Source organism: Roseiflexus castenholzii DSM 13941 (assembly GCF_000017805.1).
GTDB classification, from domain to species: domain Bacteria; phylum Chloroflexota; class Chloroflexia; order Chloroflexales; family Roseiflexaceae; genus Roseiflexus; species Roseiflexus castenholzii.
In genome coordinates, this window is the sequence record NC_009767.1 from 4,770,834 (window position 1) to 4,784,394 (window position 13,561).

Sequence of the window (13,561 nt, forward strand, 5' to 3'; positions counted from 1 at the left end):
GGCTCACCCCGGCTTCCGCGCCACTGCAAACACATTGCTCGGCATCAGACGACGGCGCATCTCAGTAGCGCCGCGCGTTTCGAGCAGCACAATATCGAACCCCGCCTCGCGCAGAATCAACTCTAACCCCTGCGGCGTGAAGTTGCGCCCGTGGAAGCCGCCATCTTCGGGGGTGTTGTGAATCACAATGTTGTACGGCGTTGTAATGATCAGCGTGCCGCCTGGACGCAACACGCGAAACGCTTCCGCAATCGCGCGCTCAGGATGCCGCACATGCTCGATCACCTCTGAACAGAGAATCGAACCGAGCGAATTATCGGCGATCTGGCGCATATCCTCCATATCGAGCGCCATGTCCGCGCTGTGCAGGTTCGACGCCAGATTGGAGGTGCGCATGTCATACCACTCCGCCAGGTAGTCGTTCTGCCCCGATGCGCCGACTTCCAGCAGCGGACTGGCAAACAACCCGCGTTCGTGGCACAAACGAATGAAATCGGCAATATTCCGCCGGATAAACCCCCAATCCGCCTTGAGTTGCCATTCCTCGCGCCAGTCGAGCGGCGCGTCGGGAAGCGTCATGCGCGACTGCTGCATCGCCTGACGGCGCAAAAACCGATTGGTGCGCAGCAGCAGCGCCGTATCAGTCTGCGCCATGACCGGGTGGAGCAGGCGGGCGCGCACAAAACTCGCCAGCCAGATCAGATCGCGCAGCCAGAAGAAGGGAATGGCGCGCAGCGCCGGCGCCCACCGACCACGCCGCGCATATGCGACGGCGATGCGCGGATAGATGAACAGCAATCGGCGGAGAGAAACGAGCCGTTGCGGAATATAGGGCGACGGCAACCCGCGATGGCGCGTCAAAAAATAGAACGACCATCCCTCCAGTATCCAGCGTCGCACATAGTAACGCCACGAAAAGCGATCATGCTCATGGAGCACGACGGCTTCGGGCACATAGACCACATCGAAATCCCCGGCGATCTCCAGATAGAACAGGTGATCCTCCAGAATCTTGATCGCCGGATTGAAGGGATGGATCAAGAGATAATCGCGCCGAATGGCGCTATTGGCGTTCGAGAATGCGACGATCTTCGGCTGGCGCGCATCTGCCGGAAACAACTCAGCATTGCCATGCGCCTCGAATGCGCCGCTCTGCGGATCAATGACCTGCCGACCGTAAGCGGCGACAACGTTGCGATCCGCGCGCAACGGCGCCACGAGCGCCGCCAGCCAGTCACTGCGTTGCGGAAAACAGTGCGCCGACAGACTGACGATAAACTCGCCTTCCGCCAGCGATGCGCCCAGGTTGAGCGCCGCCGCATAGTTGAACCCGCCGCGCGGAATATGGTGATACCGGAGACCATACGCGCGCGCCAGAGTTGCGCTCTCATCCTGCGAGTCGTTATCCAGCAGCCAGATGTCGAACGGAAAATCAACCTCCTGCGATTGGAGCAGAGGCAAGAGGCGTCGCAGCGCAGGCGCTTCATTCCGCGCCCGGATGATGATCGAAACGAGCGGTGAGGTCATACGTGGTTGACACCTCTCCGAGTAGCCAGCAGCAGCCTGCGGCTTATGAACCTGAGAAATGAATCCGGCATGCCCGTATCGCCGAGTCGGCGCCTCATCCCTGAGCGACCAGCTCAACCTCTCACTCAGGCTGTGGAAGCCCCGCAGGGGCTTGCACGCCCTCAGCCACGGCTTCAGCCCGCAGCGCCTTCAGCCCGCAGCGCCAGGAGTCGTGGAAGCCCCGCAGGGGCTTGCACGCCCTCAGCCACGGCTTCAGCCCGCAGCGCCTTCAGCCCGCAGCGCCAGGAGTCGTGGAAGCCCCGCAGGGGCTTGCACGCCCTCAGCCACGGCTTCAGCCCGCAGCGCCTTCAGCCCGCAGCGCCAGGAGTCGTGGAAGCCCCGCAGGGGCTTGCACGCCCTCAGCCAGGGCTTCAGCCCGCAGCGCCTTCAGCCCACAGAGCCAGGAGTCGTGGAAGCCCCGCAGGGGCTTGCACGCCCTCAGCCAGGGCTTCAGCCCGCAGCGCCAGGGGCTTGCACGCCCTCAGCCAGGGCTTCAGCCCGCAGCGCCAGGGGCTTGCACGCCCTCAGCCAGGGCTTCAGCCCGCAGCGCCAGGGGCTTGCACGCCCTCAGCCAGGGCTTCAGCCCGCAGCGCCAGGAGTCGTGGAAGCCCCGCAGGGGCTTGCACGCCCTCAGCCAGGGCTTCAGCCCGCAGCGCCAGGGGCTTGCACGCCCTCAGCCAGGGCTTCAGCCCGCAGCGCCTTCAGCCCACAGCGCCAGGAGTCGTGGAAGCCCCGCAGGGGCTTGCACGCCCTCAGCCACGGCTTCAGCCCGCAGCACCTTCAGCCCGCAGCGCCAGGGGCTTGCACGCCCTCAGCCAGGGCTTCAGCCCGCAGCGCCAGGGGCTTGCACGCCCTCAGCCAGGGCTTCAGCCCGCAGCGCCCTGGCGATACGGCTATTTCCCCGATCCTCATCAACTGTCAGGCGGGGGCGTGGCGGAATAGTTTTCCGTCAGCGTGCCGTTTGAGATTCGTTGCCTGTGTTCCTCGCCACCACTGATGCATACAGTTATCTCAGTGGAAGTGTATCGATGAGATGACGCAGCAGGTTCGCAAATCCAGGCGCCCGCACAGATGTCGTTTCGTGTTCGAGAACATACCTGCGCGCCGCATCTCCGATTGCGCGACGGCGCAGCGGATCGGTCGCCAGCGCCATAATGGCGGCATACCACTCTTCCTCGTTCGCCGCCAGCATGCCGGTGCGCCCATGATCGATCAGACGGTAGGGTTCCAGATTGCTGGCGACCGTCGGCACGCCGACCAGCGCCGCTTCGAGGAACTTTACGGCGCTCTTTGCGCGACGATGCGGATTATCGACCAGCGGCGCGAGATTAATATCCACGCGCGCAATCTCCGCGAAGAGCCGTTCATACGGAACGAACGGCGCGATCTCAACCCATTCGCGCAGATCGACCGGCAGGGCGCTGCGTTCAAAGTGCCCAACAATCCGCAATCGCGCACCCGGAAGTGCATCAAGCGCCCGACGCACCGCCGGAAGCGCAACCGCCAGGTCCGATTCATGCGCTTTGGGCCAGCCGCTGAAGTACCCCAGCGTCACAGGAGCGCGCGGCGGCGCCGCCGCGCGCCGCCGATAAAACGGCTCGGCGCGCATGATCGCCTGCTGCGACAGCGCATTGGCATTGACATACGCCGGAATGCCGAAATGAGCAGTAAGCGCGGCAGCGAGATAGTCGGTTGACGTTATGAAACAATCCACCGACTGCATCAATTGTTCAGCTTCACGAAAGATCCGCCGAAACCGCACAACGTCTGGCGGCGAATAGTACCGTTCAAGATCGCAGTATTCGACCAACCGCTCATCCCAGTTCAGGTCATCGGTGTCGTACACAACCGGGAGCGCATTCCTGCGCGCTGTCTGCACCGCCTCACACGCCTGCAACGTGGTCCCCGCTTTGTACAGATACAGAATGTCGCATTGCTGCACGCACTCTCTCAGTCGGCTCTCCGTGTCGCGCACAAGCATCCATGATCCGCCGGCGAGGGCGATCTGCTCTGCCTGGTGCAACACACGATACCGCAACGGCGCGCCGTCCATGCCGCTGACGAAGAGAATCCGCGGTTGTCCGCCCAATGACCAGCCTGCGCCGTATCCTTCGGAATATGATCCAAAGCGCCTGAGCGCGCGGCGTACCAGGTTTTTCACCTCTGACGTCTCCACAGGTCACGCAACGTTCGGCGCACTCTGAGTGGTATCGCCAGCAAGCGTTCGAGTCGAGCGACTCGATGTTGCAGTGCGGCAATCTGCTGATGCTGCACAACATCGGGCGGATCGGTCGCCGGATGGTTCCAGCGCCATCCTGGTCCGTTTTCGTTCTGCAACGCAAAGAGTTCCGCGCCATAGCGTTCGTACACAGAACGATGGCGAGCCACGATCCGGTCGTACATCTCCAGAATCTGCGCGTCGCTCAACGAGTGATACATCGAGTCGCTGCGCATCCGGTAGCGCACCAGAGGGTCGGGGAGACTGACCCCAATGCACCCCTGCTCAACCATCGAGATCCAGGCATCATAATCTTCGAGCGCATCGCTGAGCGATGGATCGTTCTGACCCCAGGCAAGAAAATCGCTCCGCCGCACGACGACAAACGCCGTCAACATATTGTGCGCCAGAAGATAGGGGAACTCAACATTCCAGGTGGGCCAGCACGCATCGGACTCGCCGAAGAAGCGCACCCAGGAATAGACGAAACTGACGTTATCGTACCGTTGCAGCACATCGATGGCGCGCTCAAAAAAGGAAGGCTCGACCAGATCATCCGCATCGACAAACGCCAGGAACTCACCACGCGCCGCCTGAGCGCCGCGATTGCGCGCGCGCGCCAACCCGCCGCGCTCACACCGGACAATCCGCACCAGATCGGGATGCATCTGACCGACCTGTTCGAGCGCCGCCACACTTGCAGGATCGTCGCTTCCGTCATCGACGATCACGATGTCCAGCGGACGATAGGAAGAAGCGACGATGCTGGCAATCGTTTCGGCAAGGTATGCTCCAAGGTTGTGATAGGGCACAACCACCGAAAGCAGCCCCGGAACTGTGTCGGGCGTCACCGTGCGCATTGGTGCAGGAACATCCGGCATCAGACCCGGAAAAGATCGGCGAGGTCGCATACACGTCGTGATCTGCTCGAAATGCGCCATCCGTCGCGGCAGCACCGCCTCAAACGATGTCAGCGCCGTGATGCGATCCCGCGCGCGCGCACCGATTGCCCGCACCTCATCGACCGACAGCGCCAACGCCCGTTCCACGGCAGCAACGCAATCGCCCGGCTGATCCCAACGGAACAGTATCCCGCAATCCCCGTCGGCGCCGATCATTTCCGCCTGACCGCCGGAAGTCGAGGCAATCACCAGCTTCCCCAACGCCATCGCTTCGATGCAGACATTCGGATAATTCTCCCATGTCGAAGGCACAACCACCGCCCATGCCTTTTCCAGTCGCCGCCAGAGGTCTTCTGGCGGAAGCGATGCGCCGGTCATGATCAGGCGCCCTTCATCAATCCGGCGACCATACCGCCAGCGTAGCCACGCACCAACCGACATTCCACGCGGACCGAAGGGCGTGTCGTCACCTATGAGCGTCAGCCGAAAATCGTAGCCACGTGACCAGAGGTGATCGCACACTCCAACAAACTCCATGACCCCCTTCCGCGGCTCCAGCCGCCCAAAGAACACAAGATCGCCGCGCTCCGGCATAGTTTCAAGCGCCGGCAAGGGTAGGTACGGGTACGGAACGACCTCAATTGCGTGCGAGAGCTGCATCATCTCTCCGGCGATCTGGTTCGCAAGAAAGAAACTCGGTGACAGCATGGCATCCGCCGCATGCATACAGAACCGTTCCATCCGCCCGATCCAGTACCCCGGCAAACGATAGCGCGGTTGGCGGTTGGCGCGCGTAATGCAAAAGTCGGGACTGTGAAGGTGCAACAGCAGCGGAACGTCACCGAGCGGATGGCGCTCGACCAGGCGGCGCTGGATCAGGTAATACGGCAGCGCCAGATATTCCTGGCATTCGATCATATCGGGAAGCACGCCATCGCGCTGCACATACGACGAAACCCGTTCCGCCAGTTCATAACTCAGTGCAATCGGATACGCCATGATATTGTACGGGAACGCCGGATTGTGATCGGTCGCGTCCTTGGCAACATATGGGGCGAACGCCCGACCTCGCGGCACGAAGCGAAGGACCCGCACCCCCGATGGCAGAACCTCCTCGCCTTCAGTCTGATCGACCGTCACCACCGTCACCCGATGACCGGCGCGGGCAAACATATCGGCGGCATTGGCAACATAGCGCGCAATGCCGCCGATCACTGCCGGAGGAAATTGTGATGTGAGCAGCCAGAGATTCATGAATGACCGATCAGCAGCCTCGCGTCTGTCCGTCGCCTATCTTACCACAAGCGGCAAAAACACTTCGTGCTGCCAGATGGTGAGTGTCACTTCCTGCGAGCGCCCAACTTCACTCCCGCCATTCAACCCGACGACGACAATCGTGTAGGTAGCGCCACGTGTCAAACCGCTCAGCGTCAGCGTGGTGGTTGAGACAGGCTGTGGAATCGGCGACGGACCTTCAAGAGCGTCGTTCGCGCCGACGCTTTTCGTGTATTCAATCCGATACTGGGTGATGAAAAGAATCGGCGGGGTGCGCCAGGAAAGGGTCACCCCGCGCGGAATGCGCGAAAACGCGAGCGGAATTTCGGTCGAATATTCATCGGCGCCGACATCGCTGGCAGCCCCAAATGGGCGCGCCTGTCCATCAATGTCGCCGGCGGTCGTGCTATTCAGCGCCTGATCCCTTGCGGCGGAACCGGCTTGAATGTGGTAATCGAAATTCGGCGCGCCTGGCGAGACGAACTGCGGGTTGCCGCTCAACGAGTTCTGCTCGGTCATCGGCGCACTGCCTGCTACCGTTATATTCGGGCTGCCATTGTTGAAAAACAGCACACGAGCGACGGTAAACGGCTTGATCGAACTGCTGGCATAGATCGGCGAACCGGTATGGTTGGCGATGATACTGTTGCTGATCTCACCGCCGCAACCGGCGGACGACGATGTGCCGACCAGCCGGATCGCCGGACCAAGACCGGCGACAGACCCCTGCAACTCATTGTTGGCAATCGTTGCGTGGCGCAGCGTCAACTGTGTGTCAACACAGTCGAGACCGCCACCGGTCGGCGCTGCGCCATTGCCCGCCTGCGCACTGTTGCCGGCGATCACAATGTTACTGGCAGTAACGGTGCTGCCGGCGCCGGGTGTGGTGATCAAATAGATGCCGCCGCCGCCGCCGTTGCCGCCGACGGTCGATCCATTGACGCCCTGGACGCTGTTCTGGAGAACATGGACATTCTCTATGGTCACTGTTGAGCCGGTGGAGAAGATGCCGCCGCCATGCCCTGCGCCGCCGTTCGCGCCGGCGCCGCCTTCCGCGCGATTGCCCTGAATGATGCTGTTCGTTATGCTGCCGGCGCTCAGTTCGATCTTGATGCCGCCGCCAAGCCCCAGACCACCCTGATTGCCGGCGTCGCCGCCTTCTGCCCGATTGTTGAGCACCTGCGCACGATCCAGTTCGAACGACGGCATCAATGCAAAAAAGATGCCGCCGCCAAGCCCATCGGCAAACTGGATGACGCCGGTGACGCCAGCAGACCCTGGCGCATCACCCGCGCGCGCGATGTTGTTCTCGACCCGCAGATGAACAGCACGCACACGCGCATTGATGGCGAAGAGACCGCCGCCGGATGCAAGGCCGCCACGCGGCGCCGACGCGCTATCGTTCCCGCCAATTGCCTGGTTGCTGCTGATCACAACGTTTTCGAGGGTTGCGACTGCCGGGTTGTCGGGAACCCCTCTCACGGACAGACCGCCGCCGCTTCCCGGAGAGGTTGCAGGATTGGCGTTCGTGTTGTCCTGTCCGCGCGCCACGCTGTTCGTAATCGTCACATTGCGCAATGTCAGCGTGCAACTATCGTTCAGAATCCCGCCGCCCGACGGATCATCGCTGCGAGCACGCCCGCGCGTCACGGTCAACCCCTCGATGGTCACCACGCACTGCGCCGCGTCGAACGTGCTGTTCGTCATCCAGATGCCACGCCGGACGTTCTCACCATCGAGGATTGTGACATTCGCCGTGGGATTGCTGGTGTTCCAATCGCTGGTCGAATACCCGCCGCGTATGGTGACGACGCCTCTGCGCCAGATAAAGGCGACCGCTCGATTCGATGGGTAGGTGTATGTTCCGGCAGCCAGACGGATTTCACCGGCATATCGACCGGTCGCAGGATGAACGATCCGTTCAAGACCGGCTTCCAGCGTGGCGCAGGGCTGGCTTGCGCTGCCACACGTTGGCGTATCGGCTCCCGAAGGAGCGACATACACGATGGAACCGGAAGCGAGAGCGACTGATGGTAACGCAAGCAACACGAACGTGGCGTTGACAATGAGCGCAAGGGCAAGCGCGATGCGCCCAGGTCGGGAGAGTGGTTGATCCATTGACAAAACCTCACACCATAAACTGAGTGCGCCAGCAGAAACGGCTACCATAAGCATAAAAACCCCGGCGCCATTCTTTCAACAGGAGAATAGTCCTGTCTACGAGGAGAGCAGAGGGAAGAGCGGAAGAAGGACTTTTGGAGCAGTCTTGACGCGGGGGATACAGATCAAGACCCTCGCTTCCATGTTCAAGACGGAACACGCAGCGGAGACCCCGAAGGGGAGGGACATGTTACCGGCAACCTGCTGCATCGCATGTTCCACGTTCTCCATGGAACGCGCAACATTCTGGGACGCTGCACCGCAGCGACCAGGAACCCACAACGCCCCGCGTCAATGTTCACCATCGTGAGACGCTGCGATGCAACGTTGCGACCGGCAACCTTCCCACCTTCAACCTGAAACCTTCCTGCCGCTCACAACACATCGGCAAACCCTTTGCGCGTCTTCATAAACCAGGCGTGTCCCAGCATCATCACGACGCCGGTTCCCAGAATCCACCAGAGAGTGCCGGGAAAACTGGGCAACTGCCCCCACAACAGCACCCGGCGAAAGTTCTCGGTCACCGGCGCCATCGGGTTGAACAGCACCAGCGTGCGAAACGGTTCCGGAATGATCTGAATCGAGTAGAAGATCGGCGTCAGAAAAAACATCACCTGGAGCACGATTCCAACCGCCTGACCCACATCGCGGATGTAGACGCCAAGGCTGGCGACGAACCATGCCAGCCCCAGGCTGAGGAAGATCAGCGGCAGACTGACCAGCGGCAGCAGGATGACCGTCCATGGCATGCCGCCGCCAATCGCCAGATGGACGACGAGTAAGACGCCGATGCTGATCAGCATATGAAACAGCGCTGCGCCGAGAATGCTGATCGGCAGCACTTCGAGCGGAAAGATGACCTTCTTGACGTAGTTCGGCACGCTGACGATTGATCCGGCGGCGCGACCCACCGTTTCGCTGAAACAGGAGTACGCCGACAACCCGGCGAACAGGATCAGGGCAAAATCCGCCAGACTATCGGTGCGCGCCTGGGGCCAGCGACTCTGAAAAATGACGCCGAATACCAGCGTGTAGACTGTCAGCATGAGCAGCGGATGCGCCAGCGACCAGAGAATGCCCAGATAGGCGCCGCGATACCGTCCTTCGATCTCGCGCCGCGTCAACTGCACGATCAGGTCGCGGTGGCGCCACAGTTTGCGCGCCAGGATCATCGGGTTCAGATAGGTCACGACGCTTTCCGCGCGCGCGGAAACCAGGACTGCCATAAATGCTCCTTGTCAATGATCGTTTGCTGCCATCTTCTCCCTTCCCGCCTCTGCCACGTTTCGCCGGCGCTGCCACTCCCGCCCGTCCCTTCCGGGAAAGGGTATGAAACAGCGGAGACGGGGGCGGAGAAGAGTCTGTGTCCGGCGTGACAACGCGGGAGAAATCTGACCTTACGGAACCCGCCGCAAGCCGCCGCGCTGTAGCGCGTGCAGTCAGGCGGGTTGCTCGCCGGCTTGCGCCAGAGCGCCGCCAGGCGATGGAAGCGGCGTTCGAGCCATTCCCCATCGCCTGGCGGCGTCTCGTTGCAGCAGCGATCTCCATGATAGCTCCTGCGTTCGAGTAGTAACTCGGGGTATAATTGCCCTATCAAAACAAACCGCACAATCAACATAAGGTCTCCAGGTCATGCGCAAGGCGTTCGTCTACCGTCTCTACCCATCGAAGCCCCAGGAACGGCGGCTGGAATTCACCCGCGAGACCTGCCGGCGCTTCTATAACGACTGCCTTGCAGAGCGCAAGACCGCTTACGAGGAACGCGGTGAGACGATTCGCAAATCTGCGCAACTGCGGCGCGTGAAAGAGCGCAAAGCGACCAATCCCGACGCTAAAGACGTGCATAGCCACATCCTGCAGATCGTGGTAGACGACCTGGATAAGGCATTTCAAGCCTTCTTCCGTCGTGTGAAAACGGGCGAGAAACCAGGATACCCCAGGTTCAAGGGACGCAATCGCTGGAAGGGGTTTGGTCTGAAAGAGTACGGCAACGGCTTTAAGATCGATGGGCGGCGGCTCCGTATCACCGGCATTGGTCGGATCGCGGTTCGCTGGCATCGTCCCCTTGAAGGGCGGATCAAGACCCTCCGGATTGTGAAACGGGCTGGCAAGTGGTACGCCGCCTTTTCGTGCATCACGAACGAAGTGCCGGCTCCGCCCGCTCAGCGCGATGTGGGGATTGATGTCGGCGTCGCCTGCCTGCTCACGACAAGCGATGGGGAGAAGGTGGACAACCCGCGCTGGCATCGCGTCGAGCAGCGGAAATTGCGCGTGTTGCAGCGACGGGTTGCCCGTCGCAAGAAAGGCGGCGGCAACCGCAAAAAGGCCGTGCTTGCGCTGCAACGCCAACACGAACGGATCGCCAATCGGCGGAAGGACTTCTTGAATAAGCTGGTACACAACCTGATCACACGCTACGACCGGATTGCGCTGGAAGACCTGCGCATCACGAACATGGTGCGCAACCCGCGCCTGGCGAAGAGCATTTTGGACGCTTCGTGGGGCTGCCTCATACGACGCCTGATGAGCAAGGCTGCAAGCGCTGGCCGTCTGGTGCTGCTGGTAGACCCACGGAACACGTCGCAGGACTGCTCTCAGTGTGGGCGGCTCGTTGCGAAGGATTTGAGCGTGCGCGTGCATCAGTGTCCACATTGCGGCGTTGTGCTCGATAGAGATCACAACGCGGCGATCAATATCCTGAAAAGGGCTGGACAAGTCCTTTGGGGCATAAGCTCGTCACCAGGCGGGTTGCCCCAAGAAGCTGCCGGGTTTTAACCCGTGCAGAGTGTCACGATAACGCCTGCTACAGAAGGGCGCTTCTCCCTCGCCTTTCCACGTTCAACCTGCACCTTCCACATTCCCGAACCGGAACGCCGGACGTTCAAGATACTCTGCCAGCCGCATCCCTTTCCGGTCGCGCTGCGAGAGGATCGGATCGGTCACGGGCCAGGGGACGCCAATGTCGGGATCGTTCCAGGCGATGACCCCTTCGGCGGCGGGGGTGTAGTATATGCTGCATTTGTACTGAATCTCCGCCACATCGGAGAGCGTGAGAAACGCATGCCCGAACCCAATTGGAACCAACAGTTGCAACATGTTGTCTGCTGTCAATTCCACGGCATGCCAGCGCCCGAAGGTGGGTGATCCCACGCGCAAATCGACGATCACATCAAGGACGTTTCCCAGCGTGCAGCGCACCAGTTTCACCATTGGCGCCGTCATATCCTGGTAGTGGAAGCCGCGCAACACGTTCTTCACCGAGCGCGAGTGATTGTCCTGCACGAAATCGATTGCAATGCCGCGCGCCGCGAAATCGCGGGAGTTCCACGACTCCAGAAAAAAGCCGCGCTCATCGCGGAAACAGACCGGTTCGATGATCACGGCGCCGGGCAGTGGCGTTTTGTGAATGGTGAATTGCATGGTTGGTTCTTACTCGCTTCCTTCCCGCTGTCCACCTGTGCCTGTTTGCACCTGAATTCATTCACCACAGAGGCGCAGAGGAAGCCATCTTCCTCCGGTAACCGGCAACCTGTATCCCTGTGGGCGCCCACAAAGGGGCGCCCCGACCCATCGATGTGCAATCTTCCTGCAATGACCGCTTTCGATTTTCACTCACGGGAGACGTTGCGGTGCGGGCGCATATTACACCGAGCACCACCTGCAACCCTCAACGTTCAACCTTCTTCCGACGTTTCCCACTTTTCTGCCAGGGCGATGAACAGGGCAAAGTCGTGAAGGGCTGGCACGATGCTGGCGTACAGAATATCATAATCGATCGTTTCGTAGAGATGCACCAGAACATTGCGCATCCCTGCCGCTTGCTGGAGACGTCCCGCAAGATCGCCCGGCAGCAATCCTTCTTGCGCCGCCAGACGAAAGGCGTCTCGATACGAGGTCGGCGCCCGTCCACGCTCAGCCAGGATATGAAACAGCAGGTCGGCTGCTGCGCCAACCAGCAATTCGAGAAGACGCTCGATGGTGTAGTGGTGCGCTTCGATCTCGGCGCGGCTCATCTGTTCAAATGGCGCCAGATCGCGGAGCAACTGCCGGAGATATGCCAGCTTACGCAGCAAGACATCACGAGCCACGCAACACCTCATCAGCGTAGCGCCGCAGCGACTCGGCAAGGGCGCGGCGGAATGGAAGCGCGTCGTTGTACAGATGCCAGAGACGCGCCCGTTCCTGCATCCATGACCCCCGATCACGTTCGTAGAGAAGTCGCCCGTCGCGCGCGATCTCCCACCCCAGCACTGGATCGGTGGCGGGGGTCAGCAGCACCAGACTGACATTCGCACCCAGCAGATCCTCGAGTTCAACCTGCCAGGCGATGCGATCAAGTGGCGCTGGCGCGCGAACAGGCTTGAGCGCCAGGTCGTAGTCGCTATCGGGGCGCGCATTTCCTCGCGCTCGTGAGCCAAACAGCACACAAAGCCCAATGTTGCGCGTCCTGCACCAGGCAACCAGCGACTCGACCCACGACGCAGCGTTCATTGTCCATCTTCCTCGCGGCGCAGACGCCGCAGTTCAGCCTCCAGCGCACGCAGCCGCGCTTCCGCCTCGGCGCGGGCTGCCGCTTCCTGGCGCGCCCGCGCTTCCGCCTCGGCGCGGGCTGCCGCTTCCTGGCGCGCCCGCGCTTCCGCCTCCGCCCGCGCTGCCGCTTCCTGGCGCGCCCGCGCTTCCGCCTCCGCCCGCGCTGCCGCTTCCTGGCGCGCCCGTTCCGCAGCCTCTGCCGCCTGCCGCACGACCATGACGTAGTCGCCAATTGCCACACCCTGCTCATCATAGCAGACGACATGATCGCCCTCGATGCCCAGCCACAGACCGGCAATGACCAGCTGCACCCGCCCGTCGGCTTCCGTCGAGTGCGCCACATAGCGCCCATCCGCCAATCGATAGTCGAGCAGACGCAACCGTCGCTCCCCGCTTCGACCGCCCATATCGTCGACGATCACATACTGCGCGACCCCAGCCCATGCGTAGTGCTCCACCTTGCGCACCAGATCGTTCTCGCGCGTCTCCGGCGAGGTGATTTCGATGATCAGCGCCGGACGCGCACCCTCGACCGCCACCTCAAACGTGCTCCAGTTCCGCCGCTCCGGGATGCCGGGAATAACCATCACATCTGGACCATGCGCCCGCAGGTTGGGGACATCCCATGCAATGCGCACATCGCTGAGCACGATCGCAAGACCAGATGGCTCCAGGCGCGCGCGGAGCACTTCGGTGAGGTACATCCGGTCGGTTTCGTGACGGTCGCTGTGCACGATGAAGTCTCCCACCTCAGGGTGCAGGACATCTTCTAACGTGAGCGGAATCTGTTCCAGGTGACGAGGATCGTCGGGGGTCGGGCGCAGCACGAAACGCCACCCGTAGCGGAACGGATCGGCGTCTGATTCGACCGGAGAACTGATCTGGATGGTGTCAGTCGTCATAGCCTCAG

General features: G+C 61.5%; 10 protein-coding genes. 1 reads left to right on the forward strand and 9 read right to left on the reverse strand.

The features are described 5' to 3' along the window. Positions 1-3: 3 nt before the first annotated feature. The 5 genes from RCAS_RS18900 to RCAS_RS18920 form a co-directional block, all read right to left on the reverse strand. Entirely contained in the window at positions 4-1,527 is a 1,524-nt protein-coding gene (locus tag RCAS_RS18900) for a glycosyltransferase (protein ID WP_012122118.1), read from the reverse strand. Between the two features lie 1,045 nt (positions 1,528-2,572). Then, complete coding sequence (locus RCAS_RS18905; RefSeq protein ID WP_012122119.1) at positions 2,573-3,727, reverse strand: glycosyltransferase; 1,155 nt, start codon at positions 3,725-3,727, stop codon at positions 2,573-2,575. After that, positions 3,724-5,940 (reverse strand): glycosyltransferase, encoded by a 2,217-nt coding sequence (locus RCAS_RS18910; protein ID WP_012122120.1) that lies wholly within the window; start codon positions 5,938-5,940, stop codon positions 3,724-3,726. Before RCAS_RS18910 ends, RCAS_RS18905 begins: the two co-directional genes overlap by 4 nt. A 36-nt stretch (positions 5,941-5,976) precedes the next feature. After that, on the reverse strand, positions 5,977-8,079 hold the full coding sequence (locus tag RCAS_RS18915; RefSeq protein ID WP_012122121.1) for a fibronectin type III domain-containing protein: 2,103 nt from the start codon (positions 8,077-8,079) through the stop codon (positions 5,977-5,979). 416 nt (positions 8,080-8,495) lie between these two features. After that, complete coding sequence (locus RCAS_RS18920; protein ID WP_012122122.1) at positions 8,496-9,347, reverse strand: ABC transporter permease; 852 nt, start codon at positions 9,345-9,347, stop codon at positions 8,496-8,498. Between the two features lie 406 nt (positions 9,348-9,753). On the opposite strand from RCAS_RS18920, the gene RCAS_RS18925 reads away from it, so the two are divergent. Then, complete coding sequence (locus RCAS_RS18925) at positions 9,754-10,896, forward strand: RNA-guided endonuclease InsQ/TnpB family protein (protein WP_012122123.1); 1,143 nt, start codon at positions 9,754-9,756, stop codon at positions 10,894-10,896. A 63-nt stretch (positions 10,897-10,959) separates the two neighbouring features. Here the strand turns inward: RCAS_RS18925 and rfbC are convergent, their stop codons facing one another. The 4 genes from rfbC to RCAS_RS18945 form a co-directional block, all read right to left on the reverse strand. Continuing rightward, positions 10,960-11,541, reverse strand: coding sequence for a dTDP-4-dehydrorhamnose 3,5-epimerase (gene rfbC, locus RCAS_RS18930; RefSeq protein ID WP_012122124.1), 582 nt, complete (start codon positions 11,539-11,541; stop codon positions 10,960-10,962). Between the two features lie 254 nt (positions 11,542-11,795). Continuing rightward, on the reverse strand, positions 11,796-12,209 hold the full coding sequence (gene hepT, locus RCAS_RS18935; protein ID WP_012122125.1) for a type VII toxin-antitoxin system HepT family RNase toxin: 414 nt from the start codon (positions 12,207-12,209) through the stop codon (positions 11,796-11,798). After that, complete coding sequence (gene mntA, locus RCAS_RS18940) at positions 12,199-12,612, reverse strand: type VII toxin-antitoxin system MntA family adenylyltransferase antitoxin (RefSeq protein ID WP_012122126.1); 414 nt, start codon at positions 12,610-12,612, stop codon at positions 12,199-12,201. Before mntA ends, hepT begins: the two co-directional genes overlap by 11 nt. Then, positions 12,609-13,553: a Uma2 family endonuclease gene (locus RCAS_RS18945; RefSeq protein ID WP_012122127.1), complete on the reverse strand. Its 945-nt coding sequence runs from the start codon at positions 13,551-13,553 to the stop codon at positions 12,609-12,611. The genes mntA and RCAS_RS18945 overlap by 4 nt, the downstream gene beginning before the upstream one ends. Positions 13,554-13,561: the final 8 nt, after the last annotated feature.

Bases quoted from the DNA above. Each gene is read 5' to 3' on its own strand.
- RCAS_RS18900 (WP_012122118.1), bottom strand. From the start codon at position 1,527: ATGACCTCACCGCTCGTTTCGATCATCATCCGGGCGCGGAATGAAGCG.
- RCAS_RS18910 (WP_012122120.1), bottom strand. From the start codon at position 5,940: ATGAATCTCTGGCTGCTCACATCACAATTTCCTCCGGCAGTGATCGGC.
- RCAS_RS18915 (WP_012122121.1), bottom strand. From the start codon at position 8,079: ATGGATCAACCACTCTCCCGACCTGGGCGCATCGCGCTTGCCCTTGCG.
- RCAS_RS18920 (WP_012122122.1), bottom strand. From the start codon at position 9,347: ATGGCAGTCCTGGTTTCCGCGCGCGCGGAAAGCGTCGTGACCTATCTG.
- RCAS_RS18925 (WP_012122123.1), top strand. From the start codon at position 9,754: ATGCGCAAGGCGTTCGTCTACCGTCTCTACCCATCGAAGCCCCAGGAA.
- rfbC (WP_012122124.1), bottom strand. From the start codon at position 11,541: ATGCAATTCACCATTCACAAAACGCCACTGCCCGGCGCCGTGATCATC.
- mntA (WP_012122126.1), bottom strand. From the start codon at position 12,612: ATGAACGCTGCGTCGTGGGTCGAGTCGCTGGTTGCCTGGTGCAGGACG.
- RCAS_RS18945 (WP_012122127.1), bottom strand. From the start codon at position 13,553: ATGACGACTGACACCATCCAGATCAGTTCTCCGGTCGAATCAGACGCC.